19 protein-coding genes and 1 tRNA gene are annotated in these 18628 nt (G+C 72.2%); 8 read left to right on the plus strand and 12 right to left on the minus strand.

The window, feature by feature from the left end:
* The first annotated feature begins 35 nt into the window (after window positions 1-35).
* Window positions 36-1001 carry a GlxA family transcriptional regulator gene (locus tag Sdagh_RS13810; protein WP_189415143.1) on the plus strand — a complete coding sequence of 322 codons (966 nt, stop codon included), beginning with the start codon at window positions 36-38 and terminating at the stop codon, window positions 999-1001.
* Window positions 1002-1018: 17 nt separating this feature from the next.
* Here the strand turns inward: Sdagh_RS13810 and Sdagh_RS13815 are convergent, their stop codons facing one another.
* From Sdagh_RS13815 to Sdagh_RS13850, 8 genes are all read right to left on the minus strand, one after another.
* Window positions 1019-2392, minus strand: coding sequence for a bifunctional albaflavenone monooxygenase/terpene synthase (locus Sdagh_RS13815; protein ID WP_190077474.1), 1374 nt, complete (start codon window positions 2390-2392; stop codon window positions 1019-1021).
* Window positions 2392-3474, minus strand: coding sequence for an epi-isozizaene synthase (cyc1, locus tag Sdagh_RS13820; protein ID WP_189415148.1), 1083 nt, complete (start codon window positions 3472-3474; stop codon window positions 2392-2394). Before cyc1 ends, Sdagh_RS13815 begins: the two co-directional genes overlap by 1 nt.
* A 254-nt stretch (window positions 3475-3728) precedes the next feature.
* Entirely contained in the window at window positions 3729-4379 is a 651-nt protein-coding gene (gene def, locus Sdagh_RS13825; protein WP_189415150.1) for a peptide deformylase, read from the minus strand.
* Window positions 4380-4496: 117 nt separating this feature from the next.
* Window positions 4497-5477 (minus strand): tetratricopeptide repeat protein, encoded by a 981-nt coding sequence (locus Sdagh_RS13830; RefSeq protein ID WP_189415152.1) that lies wholly within the window; start codon window positions 5475-5477, stop codon window positions 4497-4499.
* A gap of 209 nt (window positions 5478-5686) precedes the next feature.
* Complete coding sequence (gene rsrA / locus Sdagh_RS13835) at window positions 5687-5998, minus strand: mycothiol system anti-sigma-R factor (protein WP_189415154.1); 312 nt, start codon at window positions 5996-5998, stop codon at window positions 5687-5689.
* Window positions 5995-6681 (minus strand): RNA polymerase sigma factor SigR, encoded by a 687-nt coding sequence (sigR, locus tag Sdagh_RS13840; protein WP_189415536.1) that lies wholly within the window; start codon window positions 6679-6681, stop codon window positions 5995-5997. Before sigR ends, rsrA begins: the two co-directional genes overlap by 4 nt.
* A 257-nt stretch (window positions 6682-6938) precedes the next feature.
* Window positions 6939-7586, minus strand: a complete 648-nt coding sequence (locus Sdagh_RS13845; protein ID WP_190077475.1) for an alpha/beta hydrolase family protein — start codon at window positions 7584-7586, stop codon at window positions 6939-6941.
* Window position 7587: 1 nt separating this feature from the next.
* Complete coding sequence (locus Sdagh_RS13850) at window positions 7588-8406, minus strand: SOS response-associated peptidase (protein ID WP_189415157.1); 819 nt, start codon at window positions 8404-8406, stop codon at window positions 7588-7590.
* A 49-nt stretch (window positions 8407-8455) separates the two neighbouring features.
* Here Sdagh_RS13850 and Sdagh_RS13855 point away from each other — a divergent pair, with 49 nt between their 5' ends.
* The 4 genes from Sdagh_RS13855 (at window position 8456) to Sdagh_RS13870 (ending at window position 12094) form a co-directional block, all read left to right on the plus strand.
* Entirely contained in the window at window positions 8456-9169 is a 714-nt protein-coding gene (locus tag Sdagh_RS13855; protein WP_190077476.1) for a M50 family metallopeptidase, read from the plus strand.
* A gap of 135 nt (window positions 9170-9304) precedes the next feature.
* The gene (gene aroA / locus Sdagh_RS13860; RefSeq protein ID WP_190077477.1) at window positions 9305-10621 is read left to right on the plus strand and encodes a 3-phosphoshikimate 1-carboxyvinyltransferase; all 1317 of its coding nucleotides are present in this window, start codon (window positions 9305-9307) and stop codon (window positions 10619-10621) included.
* 16 nt (window positions 10622-10637) lie between these two features.
* Complete coding sequence (gene rsgA, locus Sdagh_RS13865; RefSeq protein ID WP_189415163.1) at window positions 10638-11648, plus strand: ribosome small subunit-dependent GTPase A; 1011 nt, start codon at window positions 10638-10640, stop codon at window positions 11646-11648.
* Between the two features lie 122 nt (window positions 11649-11770).
* The gene (locus Sdagh_RS13870; protein WP_189415166.1) at window positions 11771-12094 is read left to right on the plus strand and encodes a DMT family transporter; all 324 of its coding nucleotides are present in this window, start codon (window positions 11771-11773) and stop codon (window positions 12092-12094) included.
* Between the two features lie 53 nt (window positions 12095-12147).
* Here Sdagh_RS13870 and Sdagh_RS13875 read toward each other — a convergent pair whose 3' ends face one another.
* The gene (locus Sdagh_RS13875; protein ID WP_190077478.1) at window positions 12148-12750 is read right to left on the minus strand and encodes a TetR/AcrR family transcriptional regulator; all 603 of its coding nucleotides are present in this window, start codon (window positions 12748-12750) and stop codon (window positions 12148-12150) included.
* Between the two features lie 144 nt (window positions 12751-12894).
* Between Sdagh_RS13875 and hisN the strand changes: the two genes are divergently transcribed.
* Together hisN and Sdagh_RS13885 are read left to right on the plus strand one after the other, a co-directional pair.
* A complete protein-coding gene (gene hisN / locus Sdagh_RS13880) occupies window positions 12895-13695 on the plus strand; it encodes a histidinol-phosphatase (RefSeq protein WP_189415170.1) in 801 nt (266 codons plus the stop codon).
* A gap of 132 nt (window positions 13696-13827) precedes the next feature.
* Window positions 13828-14214, plus strand: a complete 387-nt coding sequence (locus tag Sdagh_RS13885) for a CBS domain-containing protein (protein WP_189415172.1) — start codon at window positions 13828-13830, stop codon at window positions 14212-14214.
* A gap of 72 nt (window positions 14215-14286) precedes the next feature.
* Here Sdagh_RS13885 and Sdagh_RS13890 read toward each other — a convergent pair whose 3' ends face one another.
* Complete coding sequence (locus tag Sdagh_RS13890) at window positions 14287-15738, minus strand: catalase (RefSeq protein ID WP_226535107.1); 1452 nt, start codon at window positions 15736-15738, stop codon at window positions 14287-14289.
* Between the two features lie 144 nt (window positions 15739-15882).
* Here Sdagh_RS13890 and Sdagh_RS13895 point away from each other — a divergent pair, with 144 nt between their 5' ends.
* Window positions 15883-16299, plus strand: coding sequence for a Fur family transcriptional regulator (locus Sdagh_RS13895; protein WP_189415176.1), 417 nt, complete (start codon window positions 15883-15885; stop codon window positions 16297-16299).
* Window positions 16300-16416: 117 nt separating this feature from the next.
* Here the strand turns inward: Sdagh_RS13895 and Sdagh_RS13900 are convergent.
* Both Sdagh_RS13900 and Sdagh_RS13905 read right to left on the minus strand, forming a co-directional pair.
* Window positions 16417-16490, minus strand: a tRNA-Met gene (locus Sdagh_RS13900).
* Between the two features lie 306 nt (window positions 16491-16796).
* Window positions 16797-18614 carry a tetratricopeptide repeat protein gene (locus Sdagh_RS13905; protein ID WP_189415178.1) on the minus strand — a complete coding sequence of 606 codons (1818 nt, stop codon included), beginning with the start codon at window positions 18612-18614 and terminating at the stop codon, window positions 16797-16799.
* Window positions 18615-18628 lie beyond the last annotated feature (14 nt).

Consider the following 18628-nt stretch of genomic DNA (forward strand, 5'->3'; position numbering starts at 1 on the left):
TCGAATTCCTGCCATCGACCGGGCACACTGGCGGCATGCTGAGAAACGTGGCCGCGGTGCTGCTCGACGGTGTCCATCCCTTCGAACTCGGCGTGGTCTGCGAGGTGTTCGGCATCGACCGCCGCGACGAGGGACTGCCCGGGTACGACTTCGCGGTGGTCTCCGCCGAGGGCCCGGCGCTGACCACCCACGTCGGTGGGCTGACCGTCGCCACGCCGTACGGGCTCGACCGGCTGGAGGAGGCGGACCTGATCGCCGTACCGGCGGGGAACGAGTTCCTGCGCCGGAGCTTTCCGCCGGAGCTGCTGGAGGCGCTGCGGCGGGCGGTGGCGCGGGGGACGCGGGTGCTGAGCGTGTGCTCCGGGGTGTTCGTGCTCGGCGCCGCCGGTCTGCTGGACGGCCGGCGCTGCGCCGCGCACTGGCACCACGCCGCCGAGCTGGCCCGGCAGTACCCGCGGGCGTCCGTCGAGGCGGACGTGCTCTACGTCGACGAGGACCCGGTGATCACCTCGGCCGGCACGGCGGCCGGGATCGACGCCTGTCTGCACATCGTCCGCAAGGAGCAGGGGCAGGAGACCGCCAACAAGATCGCCCGGCGGATGGTGGTGCCGCCGCACCGGGACGGCGGCCAGGCCCAGTACATCGAGCGTCCGCTGCCCCGCTCCGCCTGCGACACCGTCGGCGGGGTGCTGGCCTGGCTCCAGGAGCACCTCGACGAGGAGGTCACCGTCGAGCAGCTCGCCGCCCGCGCCCACATGTCCCCGCGCACCTTCGCCCGCCGCTTCCAGCAGGAGACGGGGACCACGCCGTACCGGTGGCTGCTGCGCCAGCGGATGCTGCTGGCCCAGCGGCTGCTGGAGGAGACGGACGAGACGATGGAGACGATCGCCCGGCGCTGCGGGTTCGGCACGGCGGCGGCCCTGCGGTACCAGTTCACCCAGGTGCTCGGGACCACTCCGCAGACCTACCGGCGCACGTTCAGGGGCCCGCGGGCCGCCTGAACGCGCACACGCCGGGGTCAGCGGGGCAGGGCCCGCAGCTTCAGCCCGCGGGGCCGGAGCGTGATGCCGATCCGGGGCCGGGTGTCCGAGCCGGGCGCGTGCTCGAACCGGTAGGCGGCGGCGATCACGGCGGTGAGCAGGGTCAGTTCGGCCATCGAGAAGTGATCGCTGGGGCACTTGCGGTTGCCGACGCCGAACGGCGCCATCGCGTGCTTCGGTACCTGGCCGCCGCGCCCCGGCAGCCACCGGTCGGGGTCGAACTCCTCGTGCCGGTCGAACGAGCGCCGGTCGCGCTGGACCGCGTACGGGCTGTAGATCACGTCCGCCCCGGCCGGGATGCGGTACCCGCCGAGGTCGGTCTCGGCAACCGAACGGCGGGTCAGAATCCAGACGGCGGGATACAGCCGCATTGTCTCGACGACCACATTCGCGGTGTACGTCAGTTCCCGGACGTCCTCGAATGCGACCGGGCGGTCACCGACGACCCTTTTCACCTCGTCGCCGATCTTGTCGGCCAGTTCCGGATGCTCGGTGAGCACCAGGAGTAGCGACATGAGCACGGAACCGACGGTTTCACTGCCGGGGGTGAGGATGGCGATGACCTGATCGTGGATCTCCTGTTCCCCGATGGGCTCGCCATTCTCGTCCGTCGCGTCCAGCAGAGCCGTCAGCAAATCGTCCGGTTTCTGTCCGCTCGCCCGCCGGTCGGCGACGATCTCGTCCACCAGGAGATGCAGATCGGCCAGTGCCCGGTTGAATTCGCGGTTGCTCGGCACGGGGATCCGGTAAAGCGGTCCGAGCGGGACGACCATGCGCTGGTACATGCCGCTGAAGAGGGTGGCGAGGTCGGCGCAGATGCGGTCGGCCCGGTCGTCCATGTAGCTGCCGCGCATCAGGCAACGCGCGGAGATCCGCACGGCCACCCGGAACGACTCGGTGGTGACGTCGAGGACCTGCCCGGAACGCCACCGCTCCACCAGCGCGTACGCCTCCTCGGCCATGACCGGCCCGTAGGCGGGGATCGCGTCGAGCCGGAAGGCGGGCTGGATGGTGCGCCGCTGCCGCCGGTGCATCGGGCCGTTGGCGGTGGCCACCCCCTCCTTGCCGAGCAGGCTCTCCAGGGACTCCCAGAGCGGCCCGGCGATGATGTAGTCGGGACTGAGGGCCAGTGCTCCGGTCAGGTGCGGGGCGGTGACGGCGTACACCGTCTTGGGGCCGAGGCGGATGCGGACCACGTCACCGTCGTCGCGGAGCCGGGCCATGAAGCCCAGGGGGTCGCGGACCAGTTGCGGACCGTGGCCGAGCAGTGGCAGACCACCGCCGGCGACGGGTGGTTCCCGCAGGGTTCCCGCCACCGTCGTGGGGCGGGAGTTGACGGACTCGACGCTCATTACTCACCTGCCGCTTCGTTGCTGACGTACGGTGGCGTGGATCGGTCGTCCCAGCTGTCGACCGCGTACCGGCCGGACTCGTGGTGGAACCAGTAGACGGAACTGAACCAGTTCCGCATGTTGCCCACACAGGTGCGCACGGCGATACCGAGTTCTTTTCCGCGTACGGTCCCGTCGGCCAGGCCGTCGGCGAACCGCAGGGCCTCCCCCTCGGCCACCATGAATTCGACCACGCATTCCTGTATGCGGTTCCTGAGTTCCGCCGTCGCTTCTTCCAGGGTCATTTCGTCATGTGTGATGAGGCTGATTCCGAGATTATGGACCTCGCCGCCCGCCAATTCCTTGGAAAGCGAGCAGAGGTCGTTGTACCAGGCGGCGAATTCCTGGCTCAGCAGCGCCGCACGACGATAGGACGGGTGTTTCCGTACGGCGGGCGGGAGTTCGCATCCGGCACTGGCCTCCAGCAAGTCCGTCCAGATCCAGTGCGCGAAGGTGAGGCGGCGCAGCGCCAGGTACTCCTCGACGCCGGGGACGATGCCGTGGGTCCGGTTGTGGAACTCCCGGTCGTAGGCGTCGATCACCGCGTGGAAGTGCCGGGCGAACCGGGCGTTCCACGTCCCCGGCAGGATCGCGTACAGCCGCCCCACGCTGTCCGCGAAGGCGGCGACCAGCGCGTCCTCGTGGTGCAGGTGACTTCGGGGGGAGTCGAGTGCCGTGTGCAGCCGGTCCCGCAGCCGCCGCCAGGCGCCGGCCCGGCCGTGGACCACGTACCGGTCGTGCCGGTCGTCCCAGACGAAGAACCAGGCGCTGTAGTCCGCTATCGCCTGGAGGACCTCGTCGGGGGCGCCCAGGTAGTAGCCGGCCATGAGGTCCGTGTAGCACAGGCCATCGGCATACTCCTCCACCGTGTCCACGGGCATCAGCCGCTTTTCCAGCAGCCAGGCGCGGGTCTTCTCCTGAAGCTTTGGCCAATACTCATGGAGCCGCCGGGGAAATGCCGCCTCGATCAGAGGGAGCCGGAGCGCGGGTGGGACCGCGATCGCGGTCGGTGTCGCTGTGGTGCCGGTTGGGAAAGCAAGCATGGACTAGCCCCTCTCAGCCGCCGGTGGCGCACTGCTCCCGCTTGCCGAGTGTGCGCCGTTACGTAGCAACGCCCTCCCATTCAGCCCTACAACTGACTGGAATGGGAACGGATTCGCCTCATTCGCTACGGGCGGTGCCGGAATTCTCCTGGTGTGTGGCGGCTTCCGGGGCGGACACGCGAACGGCGCCTGTTCCGGGGGGTGTTCCAGGACAGACGCCGTTCGAAGGAGAGGGGTGGGGCAGGTGGTCCGTGTCAGTCGTTGGCGACCACGGGGTAGCGGGGTTCGTTCTCGGCCATCTGCCGCAGCGCGTCCTTGCGCTCCCGCTTCGACAGCCGGTCGATGTAGAGGTACCCGTACAGGTGGTCGGTCTCGTGCTGGAGGCAGCGCGCGAAGTAGCCGGTGCCCCGCACCTTGACCGGGTTGCCCTTCTCGTCCTGCCCGGTCACCTCGGCGTAGTCGGGGCGGGCGAGCGGCGCGTACGCGGTCGGCACGGACAGGCAGCCCTCGTTGCTGTCGTCCAGGCGGCGCCGCTCGGCGGGCAGCTCGACCAGCTTGGGGTTGCAGACGACCCCGACGTGCCGGACGCCCTCGTCGTCGGGGCAGTCGTAGACGAAGACCTTGAGGTCGACACCGATCTGGTTGGCGGCGAGGCCGACGCCCTCGGCGGTGCGCTGGCTGGCGAACATGTCCGCGACGAGCTGCTGGAACTCCTCGCCGAAGTCGGTGACGTCCTTGCACTCCTTGTGCAGCACCGGGTTCCCGACCACCGTGATGGGCCGCGAGGTCCCGCGCTCCCGCCAGGCGGCCTCACGCTCCTCGCAGTCCTCCGTGTCGACGACGTACCCCTCGTCATCCACGGGAAGCACGCCCACGTGCTGCTGATCGGTGTCCTGCTGCGCCATGACGGACGTACGCCTTCCTCAGTGAAACCCGGGTCTGATGCTTGATACAGGGTAAAGGGGAACGCGCCCCGGCAGGGGCGCGGGGAACGGCGCGCTCAGCCACCCACGCACAGGCGCCTAACAGACTTCCTCGAGATCCCGCCAGTCCCTCGAATCCGGACTGTCCGCGACCCACCCGTCCAGGAGCCCCCGCACCAGCGAAGCCGGCGCGGCCACCCCGCACTCCCGCTCCGGCACCCACAGCTGCCCGTCCGTCCGGTGCCCCAGCGGCCCCGGATGCCCCGGCTCGCTGTGGTCGTGCGGGTCGAGGTGCTCCCCGTCGCCCTCGTCGGACGGCATCCGCGACTCCGAGCACATCCGGCACAGCAGCCGTACCGACGACGACCAGTCCTCCGCCGCGAACCCGGCGTCGGCGGCCAGTTGCTCCAGCGCGTCCCGGTCCGCCTCGGTCGCCGCCTCCAGCAGGACGACCCAGGTCGGCACGGGCGACGGCGCCCACAGCTCGATCTCGTCGAAGACGGGGTAGGCGTGCCCGGCGGCGGTGGTCCGCTCGCCGTGCGGGACGCCGTCGTGCAGCACGACCTCGCCCCAGCGCCGCCCGGACGACGGCAGCGGGATCGACAGCACCTCGACGCGGGCGGGGTCGAGCCGCCGTCCCCACACGACCTCGGCCTCCCCCTCGGGGGAGAGCCGTACGGCCGCGCTGCCCAGTTCCATGCCGAGCGGCTCACCGGAGTCGGTCGCGGCGCCCGGGGGCCGCAGCCCGTACGCCTGCCAGGCGCGACGGGCCAGCGGCCAGTCCTGGAGGGCGGTCGCGGCGATGCCGACGTTCCACCAGTCGGGGGCGCCGGTGTCCCGGTCGAGGAGGGCGACCGCCCGCAGGCCGGCCGTCCTGGCCTGCTCCCAGTCGTGCCGGAACTTGTGCAGCAGGGCGAGGTTGAACCATGACTCCGACAGCCAGGGCTCCAGATCGGCGGCCCGCGTCAGCAGCGCCCCCGCGTCCTCGTACCTGCCGTCGCCGATCAAGGTGAACGCACGGTCGGTGGCCTGCCGCCAGGAGGCGGAGGGCCGGTGCCGTCCCTTGCCGAAGATCCTCACGATTCCCGCCTGCCAGTTCCGTTCTGTGGGCTGGCTGTGCCTTTTCCGCCCCCCGGACACCCTCTCCTGCGCATCAAACCACGTACGGCTGGAGGGGCGCTCATTACCCATGGGTTACCCAGCCGCGCGGGAGGTAAGACCGCGGCGGGGCACGGCGAGCGACCTCGCCGTGCCCCGCCGGTCGGCACGCTCGGGTGATGCGGGGCGCCTCAGGTCTCCTGGGACGCCGGGGGCGCCGCCGAGACGTCGTGGTCGGGGACGGCCTCCCCGGACCGGATCAGCTCCAGCCGGCCCATGACCTTGGAGCGGAGGTCACCGGGCACGTCGTCCTGCCCGCAGCACCGCTTCACCAGTTTCTTCACGGCCTGCTCGAGCCCGTACTTCTCCAGGCACGGCGAGCACTCCTCGAAGTGCGTCTCGAACTTCGTGCACTCCGTGTCCGGCATCTCCTTGTCGAGGAACTCGTAGAGATGATCGAGGATCTCGCTGCACTCCGTCTCGTGCGGCTCTCCGCAGCTCATGACCCCGAGCCTTTCGCTTCGTTCGACTCTCCGGCGCCGGCGGGGACCAGTCCGCGGTCGCGGGCGTAGTCCTCCAGCATGCCGCGCAGCTGACGGCGCCCCCGGTGCAGCCGTGACATCACGGTGCCGATGGGCGTCCCCATGATGTCCGCGATCTCCTTGTAGGCAAAGCCCTCGACATCCGCCAGATACACGGCGATGCGGAACTCCTCGGGGATCGCCTGGAGCGCCTGCTTCACGTCCGAGTCGGGCAGGTGGTCGAGCGCCTGCGACTCCGCGGAGCGCAGGCCGGTCGACATGTGCGACTCGGCGCGGGCGAGCTGCCAGTCCTCGATCTCCTCGGCCGCGCTGCGCTGCGGTTCACGCTGCTTCTTGCGGTACGAGTTGATGAAGGTGTTGGTGAGGATCCGGTAGAGCCATGCCTTGAGGTTGGTGCCCTCGCGGAACTGGTGGAAGGACGCGTACGCCTTGGCGTACGTCTCCTGCACGAGGTCCTCGGCGTCCGCCGGGTTGCGCGTCATGCGCAGCGCCGCCGAGTACATCTGGTCGAGGAACTCGAGCGCGTCCCGCTCGAAGCGCGCGCTGCGCTCCGCGGTCGTCTCCGCTCCAGCGCCGCCCCGGCCCTCGGGCTGCTCCGCCTGGCCGTTGTCGGTCCCTGCGTCGGTACCGGTGACCGGACCCACCTCCTCCAATGCCGTCACGGAACCGAATCCGGCCCCGCTCGAATCGGAGGATAGACGACTTCCCGGTCCGCCCGCCGCCCGGACAGGGGCGGTCCTCGCCGCGTGCAGCACCGACCACTCAAGGTCAGGACGACTGCCACGGGCCGGGCAGATGGTGAAACCCATGCGGCGGACTTCCTCTCTACGGCGTCCCTGCTGGCGGCACCAGCACGTTCGCCTGGCACAACAGTCGTGCGGCACCGCTCATTCCCGGCCGTTCAGGCCAGTGACCCGGTCCACTCCAGGACGGCGTCGGTGAGCAGCGCGAGCGCCTCGTCCTGGCCGGCCGGGGCCCGCTTGGGGACGGCGAAGCCATGGTCGCCGCAGGCCACCTCGACCAGGTCGTGGGGTCCCTCGGGGAACTCGGCGGGCCTGCCGAACGGATCGTTGCCGCCCTGGACGACGAGGGTGGGCACGCCGGCGCCGAGCATCTCGTCGGCGCGGGACTTCTCCGGCCTGCCCGGCGGGTGCAGCGGGAAGGCGAGGGCGAGCACGGCCCGCGCGCCCAGCTCGGCGGCGGTACGGCAGGCCACGCGGGCGCCGGCGCTGCGGCCCCCGGCGATCACCGGCGGGCCGGGTGCGGCGAGCGCGGGCCAGACGCCCCGCCAGCCGGCGTCCAGGGTCTTCGGCGCGGGGGCCAGCTTCTTGCCGGCCACCCGCCAGGGCTGTTCGACGAGGGCGACGCTCACGCCGTGCGCGGGCAGGGCGGCGGCGAGCGCCCGCAGGTCGCGGGCCTCGATGCCGCCGCCGGCGCCGTGGCCGAGGGCCAGGACCAGCCGCGCGTCCCGGGCGGAGTGCCAGGTGACGCGGGCGGTCCCCGCTTCCGTCTCGGTGGTCTCTTCCGTCACCGTCACATCAGGGGTCACGTCAGAAGAGTGTGCCCTCCTCGGGCCCCTCCAGCTCCTTCAGCAGCTCCGGCCCGTTGTTGCGGACGTTGCTGACGGCGGTGGTGACCGGGTACGCCCGCATCAGCCCCGCGGGCGGCGGCGCGAGCAGCCCGCGCAGTTCCGCCGGGTCGGTACGGGCCGGGTCGAGCCAGGCGTCCCAGCGGTCCGGGGTGAGCATCAGCGGCATCCGGGGGTGGATGTCGGCGAGGGCGCGCGGGCCCTCGGCGGGGGCGACGGCGAGCGGGGCCGTCTCGGCCTCCGTGGTGATCACCGAGCAGGTCACCCACCAGGCCGAGGGGTGGTCGTCGGGCAGGGTGCGGTCCCGCCAGAACTCGTAGAGCCCGGCCATCGCGAAGACCGATCCGTCGGCCGGTGTCACGAAGTACGGCTGCTTGCGCGGCCGCTTCTTCTTGCCCTCGACCTCCAGGTCGCGCTCCTGTTCGCCGGTGACCCACTCGTAGTAGCCGTCGGCGGGCAGGATGCAGCGGCGGGTGGCGAAGGCGCGGCGGTAGGAGGGCTTCTCGTGCACGGTCTCGGCCCGCGCGTTGATCATCCGGGCGGCGCCCTCGGGCGTCTTGGACCAGGAGGGGACCAGCCCCCACCTCAGCTTCCGCAGCTGCCGAACCGGCCGGGGGTCGCCGGCGTCCTTCAGGGGGCGGTCGAGGACGGCGTAGACCTCTTTCGTGGGGGCCACGTTGTAATCGGGCTCCAGAACCGTCTCCGTGGGCTCCCACTTCTCGATCTCGAAGACTCCTGCGAGATCCTCGGGTCCACGACTCGCCGCATACCGTCCGCACATACGTGCAACACTGCCAGATTCCACCGGACCGGAGGGGCCCTCACCGCAGATGGACAGCACCACAGCCACCTCGCTCTGGGACGAGGTCACCGGCACCCAGCCCGATCCCGGCCTGTGGGTGGTGATCGCCACCCTGGTCGCCGCGCTGGCGGTCGTCGTGCCCCACCGGCCCTGGCGGATAGCCCGCAACGCCGTCACCATCGCCCACGAGGGCGGGCACGGACTGGTGGCGCTGCTCACCGGCCGGCGGCTCACCGGCATCCGCCTGCACTCGGACACCAGCGGCCTGACCGTCAGCCGGGGAAAGCCGACCGGCCTCGGCATGATCCTCACCGCGGCGTCCGGCTACACCGCTCCCCCGCTGCTGGGCCTGGGCGGCGCCGCGCTGCTGGGCGCGGGCCGCATCACGCTGCTGCTGTGGCTGGCGACCGCGCTGCTGCTCGCCCTGCTGGTGATGATCCGCAACGCCTACGGGGCGCTGACGGTCCTGCTCGCCGGCGGCGCCTTCGTCCTGGTGTCCTGGCTGGCCGGGCCGCAGGTGCAGGCGGCGTTCGCGTACGCGGTGGTGTGGTTCCTGCTGCTCGGCGGGGTCCGCCCGGCCTTGGAGCTCCAGGCGAAGCGGTCCCGGGGAGGCGCCGGGGACTCCGACGCGGACCAACTGGCCCGGCTGACGCACGCGCCGGCGGGGGTCTGGTTCTTCCTGTTCCACATGGTGTCGCTGTGCTCGCTGATCGGCGGGGGACGCTGGCTGCTGGAGCTGTGAACCGGGCCGTCCGGGACGCCTTCGCGGTGAGATCGAACGCATATATGCGCGGCACCTACCATGCCGGTGTTTCGGTCAGGTTTCGACACTTTTGATCACGATCTCCGATCGCTCTCAGCCACTAAAGTGGCCTTCATGACGCTGAACCCCGCGCACACCGCCCTCTGGTCCGCCCCGCACGCGAGCGGAGCCGTCGATGCGACCGTCCACGTGCCCGGGTCCAAATCGGTCACCAACCGGGCCCTGGTGCTGGCCGCCCTCGCCTCCGAGCCCGGCTGGCTGCGCCGCCCGCTGCGCTCCCGCGACACCCTGCTGATGGCGGGCGCGCTGCGCGAGCTGGGCGTGGGGATCGAGGAGGGCGTCGGGCCGGACGGCACCGGTGAGTTCTGGCGCGTCATCCCGGCCGGCCTGCGCGGCCCGGCCACCGTCGACGTCGGCAACGCCGGCACCGTGATGCGCTTCCTGCCCCCGGTCGCCACCCTCGCCGACGGCCCGGTCCGTTTCGACGGCGACCCGCGCTCCTATGAGCGTCCGCTGCACGGTGTGATCGACGCGCTGCGCGCGCTCGGCGCCCGGATCGACGACGACGGCCGGGGCGCGCTGCCGCTGACGGTGCACGGCGGCGGCGCCCTGGAGGGCGGCCCGGTGGCGATCGACGCCTCCTCCTCCTCCCAGTTCGTCAGCGCCCTGCTGCTCTCCGGCCCGCGCTTCAACCAGGGCGTCGAGGTCCGGCACACGGGCTCCGCGCTCCCCTCCATGCCGCACATCCGGATGACCGTCGACATGCTGCGCGCGGTCGGCGCCCAGGTCGACACCCCGGAGTCGGGCGGCGAGCCCAACGTCTGGCGGGTCACCGCGGGTGCCCTGCTCGGCCGCGACCTGACCATCGAGCCGGACCTCTCCAACGCCCAGCCGTTCCTCGCGGCGGCGCTGGTCACCGGCGGCCGGGTCACCGTCCCGGACTGGCCGGCCCGCACCACCCAGCCCGGCGACCGGCTGCGCGAGATCTTCACCGAGATGGGCGGCTCCTGCGAACTGACCGACCACGGGCTGGTGTTCACCGGTTCGGGGGCCGTGCACGGCATCGACGTGGACCTCTCCGAGGTCGGCGAGCTGACCCCGGGCATCGCGGCCGTCGCCGCCCTCGCGGACTCCCCCTCGACCCTGCGCGGCGTCGCCCACCTGCGCCTGCACGAGACGGACCGGCTGGCCGCGCTCACCAAGGAGATCAACGAGCTGGGCGGTGACGTCACCGAGACCGCCGACGGCCTGCACATCCGCCCGCGTCCGCTGCACGGCGGCACCTTCCACACCTACGAGGACCACCGCATGGCCACCGCCGGCGCGATCCTCGGCCTGGCGGTGAAGGACGTGACGATCGAGAACGTGGCGACGACGGCGAAGACCCTGCCGGACTTCCCCGAGCTGTGGACCGGGATGCTCGGGGCCTAGGGACGCGGGACAAGCCATGCGCCGCTACGGCAAGCACACCGACGAGGACGACATCCGCACCCGTCCGGGCCGCCGCAACACCCGGCCCCGGACCACCATCCGCCCCAAGCACGAGGACGCCGCCGAGGGCATGGTCCTCACCGTCGACCGGGGCCGGCTGACCTGCCTGGTCGGGGACCGTACGGTCCTGGCGATGAAGGCCAGGGAGCTGGGCCGCAAGGCGGCGGTGGTCGGTGACCGGGTCGCCCTCGTCGGCGACCTGTCCGGCAAGAAGGACACCCTGGCGCGGATCGTCCGCATCGAGGAGCGCACCTCGGTGCTGCGCCGCACCGCGGACGACGACGACCCCTTCGAGCGGGTGGTCGTCGCCAACGCCGACCAGCTCGCCATCGTCACCGCCCTCGCCGACCCCGAGCCGCGCCCCCGGCTGATCGACCGCTGCCTGGTCGCGGCGTTCGACGGCGGTCTGACCCCGCTGCTGGTGATGACCAAGTCGGACCTGGCCCCGCCGGACAAGCTCCTGGAGCTGTACGGCGCCCTGGACATCCCCCATGTCGTCACCAGCCGCGAGGAACTGGAGACCGGGGACGCCGCCGAGCGGGTCCGCGACCATCTCACCGGCAAGATCACGGCGTTCGTCGGCCACTCCGGCGTCGGCAAGACGACGCTGGTCAACGCGCTGGTCCCGGACGACCGGCGCCGCTCGACCGGTCATGTCAACGCGGTGACGGGGCGCGGCCGGCACACCACCACCTCGGCGCTCGCGCTGCCGCTGGCGGCCCCCGACAGCTGGGTCGTCGACACTCCGGGCGTACGGTCGTTCGGGCTGCACCACGTCGACCCGTCGCGTGTGATCCACGCCTTCCCCGACCTGGAGCCGGGCACGGCGGGCTGCCCCCGCGCGTGCAGCCACGACGAGCCGGACTGCGCGCTGGACGACTGGGTGGCCGGGGGGCACGCGGACCCGGCGCGGCTGTACTCGCTGCGCCGGCTGCTCGCGACACGGGAGCGCACGGAGGGCGACTGACCTTCGCGTTGTTTGCGCTCCCCCGGCGCCGGTAAGTGCATAATCGCACCAAGCCGGAACCAAGCGCGAGCAAAAGCCCGGCGAAGCGGTCACGGAACCTTGGATCTACGGGAGGACCACCCATGGCGTGGCTGCTGGTCATAGTGGCCGGGTTGCTGGAGACCGGATTCGCCGTCTGCCTCAAGCTGTCGCACGGCTTCACCCGGCTCTGGCCCACCATCGCCTTCGCCGCCTTCGCGCTGGGCAGCTTCGGCCTGCTGACCCTCTCCCTGAAGAAGCTCGACGTGGGTCCGGCGTACGCGGTGTGGACCGGCATCGGCGCGGCCGGCACCGCAATCTACGGGATGATCTTCCTCGGCGACCTGGTGTCGACGCTGAAGATCGTCTCGATCAGCCTGGTCATCCTCGGCGTCATCGGCCTCCAGCTCTCCGGCTCCTCGCACTGAGCCACCGAGCCGCGAAGGCGCCAAGGCGCCGGGCCACTGATCCGGTACGGCCGTCAGGGCGCCGGCCGCCCCGGCAGTACCGTCCGCACGAGGTCGGCGACACGGCCCTCGGCCGGGGGCGCGGTCACGCAGGACAGGGCGAGCCGGACGACGAGTTCACAGGCTCGGGAGAGGTCGGTGGTCTCCGCCGGCGCGCTGCCGGACAGGGTCGCCGCGGCGCGGTCGCGCACCAGCACCACCAGCTCCCCGGGTGAGGGCAGCGGCCCGTCCGCCCGGCGCTGGGCGGGGACCACGGAGGTGGACGGCACCGCCGCGAGCGCCGGCGCGGGCAGCCGCGGCTCCCAGCATCCGGTGAGCAGGGCCCGTACCAGCGCGCTCCGGCGGGCCGCCGACGTGGTCCACTCGGCGGTCGCGGTGAGCTGCTCCCGCGGGTCCCCGGCGCCGGCGAGGACCCGTTCCACCCCGGCGAGGAAACCGTCCGCCTCCCTGCGCACCAGCGCCCGCCCGAGCCCCTCCTTGCTGCCGAACTCGTTGTACAGCGTCTGCCGGGACACCCCGGCGGAGGCGGCCACGTCCACCATGCGCACGGCGGACCAGGGCTGGCGGGCCAGCGCCGCGCCGGCGGCGTCGAGCAGGGACTCCCGCGCTCCAGGCATCTTCGCCTCCCCAGGGGCGAGCGGCTCCGCTCACAGGTTTGACGCGCCCGGGAACACTGTCAAGAGGCCGCTCACCACCGGGACTTCCCCCACCCCGGCCGCCCCTGGTGGCTGCGCCGGGTCCGTGCCGGATACGGTTGCCGCATGCCGGACTACCTCGACGACCTCCGTCTCGCCCACGTCCTCGCGGACGCCGCCGACGCGACGACCATGGACCGTTTCAAGGCCCTCGACCTCAAGGTCGAGACCAAGCCGGACATGACGCCGGTCAGCGAGGCGGACAAGGCGGCCGAGGAACTGCTGCGCGGGCATCTCCAGCGCGCCCGCCCGCGCGACGCGGTCCTCGGGGAGGAGTACGGCGTCGAGGGCACCGGTCCGCGCCGCTGGGTGATCGACCCGATCGACGGCACCAAGAACTACGTCCGGGGCGTCCCGGTGTGGGCCACGCTGATCTCCCTCATGGAGGCGGGCGAGGGCGGCTACCAGCCGGTGGTGGGTGTGGTCTCCGCCCCGGCGCTGGGCCGCCGCTGGTGGGCCGCGAAGGGCAACGGCGCCTTCTCCGGACGCAGTCTGACCTCGGCCTCCCGGCTGCGCGTCTCGCGGGTGTCCGGGCTCTCCGACGCGTCCTTCGCCTACTCCTCGCTCGGCGGCTGGGAGGAGCGGGGGCGGCTGGACGGCCTCCTGGACCTGAGCCGCAAGGTGTGGCGCACGCGCGCGTACGGCGACTTCTGGCCGTACATGATGGTCGCCGAGGGGGCGGTCGACTTCTGCGCCGAGCCGGAGCTGTCCCTGTGGGACATGGCCGCGCCGGCGATCGTGGTGACGGAGGCCGGCGGCACCTTCACCGGGCTCGACGGCCGGCCGGGCCCGCACAGCGGCGACGCGGCCGCGTCGAACGGACTGCTCCACGACGAGCTGCTCCGCCACCTCGGCGGACGGCACTGACGGCCCTCTTGTTTGCCCGCTCTTTGCCTGCCACCCTGAGAGTCCCCCTCCTTGTGAACTTGTGAATCCATGAACTAGCTCATGGATTGACCCGGAGGGGCCTTCGGGACTCACCAGGAGGTGGCTCCACCCATGCTCGTCCGCGACGCCATGAGCACGGTCGTCCTCACCATCGGCCCCGACCACACCCTGCGCCAGGCCGCCGCCCTGATGGCCGCCCGGCGGGTGGGCGCGGCCGTCGTCCACGATCCTCACGCCGAGCAGATCGGCATCCTCACCGAACGCGACATCCTCGTCTCCCTCGGCCGGGGCCAGGACCCGGACGCCGAGCGCACCCATGCCCACACCACCGGTGACGTGGTCTTCGCCGCGCCGTCCTGGACACTGGAGGAGGCGGCCGGCGCGATGACCCGCGGCGGCTTCCGCCACCTGATCGTCCTTGACCGCGGCGAGCCGGCGGGCATCGTCTCGGTCCGCGACATCATCCGCTGCTGGGTGCCGGCCCGGGTACCCGCCTGACCACGACGGAACGGGCCGGGTCCCCGGTGAAGGGGAGCCCGGCCCGCCGCCACGACAAGCGGTCCAGTGCTGTCAGCCGCGCAGGGCCTGGACCGCGGCCTCCAGCCGCTTGCCGAAGTCGGGGTCCGCCTGGCGGAAGTTGTTGATCGCGCGCTCGACGATGTCCTCGCGCGAGACCTGGGAGATGCCGCCCGCCAGGTTGGCGACCAGGCGCTCCTTCTCGTCCTCCGTCATGAGCCGGTAGAGGTTGCCCGCCTGGACGAAGTCGTTGTCCTCGGTGTGCACCGGGGCGACGGTCTCGCCGGTGACACCGGTGACCGCGACCGGCTGCCACAGCGCGCGGTCCGTCTGGTGCGGGCCGCCGAAGCTGTTCGGCTCGTAGTTCTTCGCGCCCTTGTGCCGGCCGTCGTACAGGTAGCCGTCACGGGAGTGGGTGCGCGCCTCGGTGGCGTGCGGGCGGTTCACCGGCAGGTGGTCGGCGTTGATGCCGACGCGGTAGCGGTGGGCGTCGCCGTAGGCGAAGAGGCGGCCCTGGAGCATCTTGTCCGGGGACGGGCCGATGCCGGGCACGAAGTGCGCCGGGGAGAAGATCGACTGCTCGACCTCGGCGAAGATGTTCTCCGGGTTCCGGTTCAGCTCCATCTTGCCGAACCAGTGGATCGGGTAGTCCGCGTGCGGCCAGACCTTGGTGAGGTCGAACGGGTTGAAGCGGTAGGTCGCCGCCTCGGCCACCGGCATGATCTGCACGCCGACCGTCCAGGACGGGTAGTCGCCGCGCTCGATGGCCTCGCGCAGGTCGCGCTGGTGGGAGTCGGGGTCCTTGCCCGCGAGGATCTCGGCCTCCTCGGCGGTCAGGTTCTTGATGCCCTGGTCCGTCTTGAAGTGGTACTTCACCCAGAAGGCCTCGCCGGCCTCGTTGTTCCACTGGTAGGTGTGCGACCCGAAGCCGTCCATGTGCCGGTAGGAGGCCGGGATGCCGCGGTCGCCGTGCAGCCAGGTCACCTGGTGCGTCGACTCGGGCGACAGGCTCCAGAAGTCCCAGACGTTGTCCGCCTCCTGCGAGCCCGTGTACGGGTCGCGCTTCTGGGTGTGGATGAAGTCGGGGAACTTGATGGCGTCCTTGATGAAGAACACCGGGGTGTTGTTGCCGACGAGGTCGTAGTTGCCCTCCTCGGTGTAGAACTTCACCGCGAAACCGCGCGGGTCGCGCACCGCGTCCGCCGCGCCCAGGTTGCCGGCCACGGTGGAGAAGCGGAGGAAGACCTCGGTCTCCTTGCCGACCTCGGAGAGGAAGGCGGCACGGGTGTACGGGGTGACGTCCGCGGTGACCTTGAAGGTGCCGTAGGCGCCGGCGCCACGGGCGTGCACGACGCGCTCCGGGATGCGCTCGCGATTGAAGTGGGCCAGCTTCTCCAGGAGGAGCTGGTCCTGGACGAGCACGGGGCCACCGACACCGGCCGTCTCGCTGTTCTGGTTGTCGGATACCGGAGCTCCGGCCTCCGTAGTGAGCGGTCCCTGAGTCACGTGGGCCTCCTGCGCCATTTCTGCTGTACCTGTCCCTTGGCCGAAGCCGTAGCCGATCCTACAATGGACAATGTCTAAGTCAAGTAAGGCTCCAAAGTCACACTGGTTCGGGACCTGGCTCCCCTGGCTGTTAGGCTGGTTGGCATGAGTGACCTACTGGAACGGCTGCGTGGACGTGGATGGCGCATGACCGCCCAGCGGCGCGTCGTGGCCGAGGTCCTGGACGGCGAGCACGTCCATCTGACGGCCGACGAGGTGCACGCCCGGGCCGTGACGAAGCTGCCCGAGATCTCCCGGGCCACCGTCTACAACACCCTGGGCGAGCTGGTCTCGCTCGGCGAGGTGCTGGAGGTGGCGACGGACAAGCGCGCCAAGCGCTACGACCCGAACGCGCACCGGCCGCACCACCACTTGGTCTGCGCCCAGTGCGGCGCCATCCGGGACGTCCACCCGTCCGGCAATCCGCTGGCCGACCTCCCCGACTCGGAGCGCTTCGGCTTCACGGTGTCGGACGTCGAGGTCACCTACCGCGGCATCTGCCCGAACTGCGCCGCGGCCTGAACCTGCCGCTTCCCCGGTACCGATGAGGTGCCGGGGTTTTTCGTGCCACGGGACACGCCGGCCCCGGCAACGCACCGAGGGCCGGAACCCTTTCGGATTCCGGCCCTCGGCCATCAGTAGCGGGGACAGGATTTGAACCTGCGACCTCTGGGTTATGAGCCCAGCGAGCTACCGAGCTGCTCCACCCCGCGGCGATGAATGCAACATTACGTCAAGGTCGCGGGCGGAAGCAAATCGGGTGCCGCCGGGGACGTGATGCGCCCCCGCGCGGCCGGGCGCCACAGGAGTGCGCCGCGCGCCCGCCCCGGCCGGCGCCCCTGAGCCCGACGCGCGCCTCGGTGTGAACGGCGCCCGCACCCGGCCTGTCGGACGGCGTCACGAACGGCGCCCGCGCCCGCAGATGACGGCAGTGAACGGCGCCCGCGCCGCCGCACGCCCGGCACGAGCGGCGCCCCCGCGCCCGCGAAGGACCCGCGTGGGGCGCGACGCACTCCCGCTCACGCCGACAGTTCCTCCCGCAGCGCGTCCCGCAGCCGGGCCGCCCGCCGGGCCACCTCGGTGGGTCCCAGTGTGACCGCGCGGTCGGCCCACCGCTGCCCCTCGGACAGCTCCCCGCGGCGCGCGCAGACCAGGGCGAGCCGGAGCGCCGCCCGGCCGTGACCGGCGTCGGCGGCGCGGGTCCACCACAGGGCCGCCTCCGGCTCGCTGCCCTCGCGGGCCAGCAGCAGCCCCAGGTTGAACGCGCCGTTGCGGGACCCGGCCTCGGCCGCCGCCCTGTACCAGCGGGCGGCCTCCACCACGTCGCCGCGCGCCGCGGCCAGCATGCCGACCCGGACCTGGGCGCGGCGGTGGCCCTGCCCGGCCGCCCGCTCGTACCACTCCTCGCACTCGGTCTTCTCGTGCGCCGGCTCGCCCAGCTCGTGCGCGGGCTCCGGCGGCCGGCGGGCGTCCAGCAGCGCGGCCAGCCGGTACGCCGCCTCGGCGCTGCCCGCGCCGGCCGCGCACCGCAGGTGCCGCTCGGCCTCCTGCTCGTCCCCGTCGCGCAGCCGGGCCATGCCGACCTGGAGCGCGGCCTCGGCGTGCCCGGCGGAGGCGGCCCGCTCGTACCAGCGCAGGGCCTCCTCGTCGGCGCCGCGCCCGGCGTACAGGATGCCGAGGTTGAAGGCGGCGTCCACGCTGCCCGCCTCGGCGGCCTTGGAGAACCAGGGCTCGGCACCGGTCCGGTCGCCGCTCTGGAGCAGCAGGATCGCCAGCGCGTTGGCGGCCTCCCGGTGCCCGGCGTAGGCCGCGCGCCGGTACCACTGCTCGGCCTGCTGGGTGCGGCCCTGCGCGGCGCAGAGCAGGCCGAGGTTGTACGCGCCGTTGTCGTCGCCGGCGTCCATCGCCGCCCGGTACCAGCGCTCGGCGGTCTGGTGCTCGCCCCGCTCGGCGTGCAGCGCGCCCAGCGCGTTGGCCGCGTTGCCGTCGCCGTCCTGCGCGGCGCGCAGCCACCAGACGGCGGCGCTCTCGGTGTCCCCGGCGTCGCGCAGGAGAAAGCCCAGCGCGCAGGCGGCGCGCGCCTCGCCGTCCTTGGCGGAGGTCAGGTACCAGCGCCCGGCCTCCTTCAGCTCGCCGCGCCGCTCCAGGATCGCGCCGAGGTGCAGCGCGGCCCGCCGGTGGCCGCGGGCCGCGGCCTGCCGGTACCACTGCTCGGCCTCGTCGGCCGCGCTCCGCTGCTCGCCGTCGCCACCGGTCTCCCGCGCGGCCCGCCGGTCCAGGGCGCGGGCCAGCCGGTACGCGGCCTCCCGGTGCCCCCGCTCGGCGGCCATCCGCATCCAGCGCTCGGCCGCCGTGTCACCGCGGTGTTCCAGCAGGTCGGCGAGGGCGTAGGCGCCGAGGACATGGCCCTGCTCGGCGGACTGGCGCAGCCAGTACTCGGCGGCGGGCTCGTCACCGCGCTCGCGGAAGTGGCGGCCCAGCGCGTGCGCCGCGGCGGCCGATCCGGCGACGGCGGCGATCCGCCACCAGCCGGCGGCCTCGTCGGCGTACCCGCGCTGGTGCAGCAGGACGCCCAGGTTGTTGGCGGCGGCACGGTCCCCGGCCGCGGTGGCGGCCCGCAGGTGGGGTTCGGCTCCGTCGAGATCACCGCGGCGCAGCAGCATCGACCCGAGAACACTCTTCGCCTCGACGTCACCGGCTTCGGCGGCGAGCCGCCGGCGCACCTCCTCGGCCGCCTCGTCGGCGGCCTCGGTCTCGTCCCCGGTCCCGCCGGGGCCGGATGACTGCACAAATCGCCCCGTCTCGAACAGAGTTGCCATGTCCCCCATAACGTCCATCGTCGCACCACCTG

This window comes from Streptomyces daghestanicus, assembly GCF_020521275.1.
GTDB lineage: Bacteria > Actinomycetota > Actinomycetes > Streptomycetales > Streptomycetaceae > Streptomyces > Streptomyces griseoviridis.

Coding starts and splice junctions, on each gene's coding strand:
- Sdagh_RS13810 (WP_189415143.1), top strand. CDS start 36: ATGCTGAGAAACGTGGCCGCGGTGCTGCTCGACGGTGTCCATCCCTTC.
- Sdagh_RS13815 (WP_190077474.1), bottom strand. CDS start 2,392: ATGAGCGTCGAGTCCGTCAACTCCCGCCCCACGACGGTGGCGGGAACC.
- cyc1 (WP_189415148.1), bottom strand. CDS start 3,474: ATGCTTGCTTTCCCAACCGGCACCACAGCGACACCGACCGCGATCGCG.
- def (WP_189415150.1), bottom strand. CDS start 4,379: ATGGCGCAGCAGGACACCGATCAGCAGCACGTGGGCGTGCTTCCCGTG.
- rsrA (WP_189415154.1), bottom strand. CDS start 5,998: ATGAGCTGCGGAGAGCCGCACGAGACGGAGTGCAGCGAGATCCTCGAT.
- Sdagh_RS13850 (WP_189415157.1), bottom strand. CDS start 8,406: ATGTGCGGACGGTATGCGGCGAGTCGTGGACCCGAGGATCTCGCAGGA.
- Sdagh_RS13855 (WP_190077476.1), top strand. CDS start 8,456: ATGGACAGCACCACAGCCACCTCGCTCTGGGACGAGGTCACCGGCACC.
- aroA (WP_190077477.1), top strand. CDS start 9,305: ATGACGCTGAACCCCGCGCACACCGCCCTCTGGTCCGCCCCGCACGCG.
- rsgA (WP_189415163.1), top strand. CDS start 10,638: ATGCGCCGCTACGGCAAGCACACCGACGAGGACGACATCCGCACCCGT.
- Sdagh_RS13870 (WP_189415166.1), top strand. CDS start 11,771: ATGGCGTGGCTGCTGGTCATAGTGGCCGGGTTGCTGGAGACCGGATTC.
- Sdagh_RS13875 (WP_190077478.1), bottom strand. CDS start 12,750: ATGCCTGGAGCGCGGGAGTCCCTGCTCGACGCCGCCGGCGCGGCGCTG.
- hisN (WP_189415170.1), top strand. CDS start 12,895: ATGCCGGACTACCTCGACGACCTCCGTCTCGCCCACGTCCTCGCGGAC.
- Sdagh_RS13885 (WP_189415172.1), top strand. CDS start 13,828: ATGCTCGTCCGCGACGCCATGAGCACGGTCGTCCTCACCATCGGCCCC.
- Sdagh_RS13895 (WP_189415176.1), top strand. CDS start 15,883: ATGAGTGACCTACTGGAACGGCTGCGTGGACGTGGATGGCGCATGACC.
- Sdagh_RS13905 (WP_189415178.1), bottom strand. CDS start 18,614: ATGGACGTTATGGGGGACATGGCAACTCTGTTCGAGACGGGGCGATTT.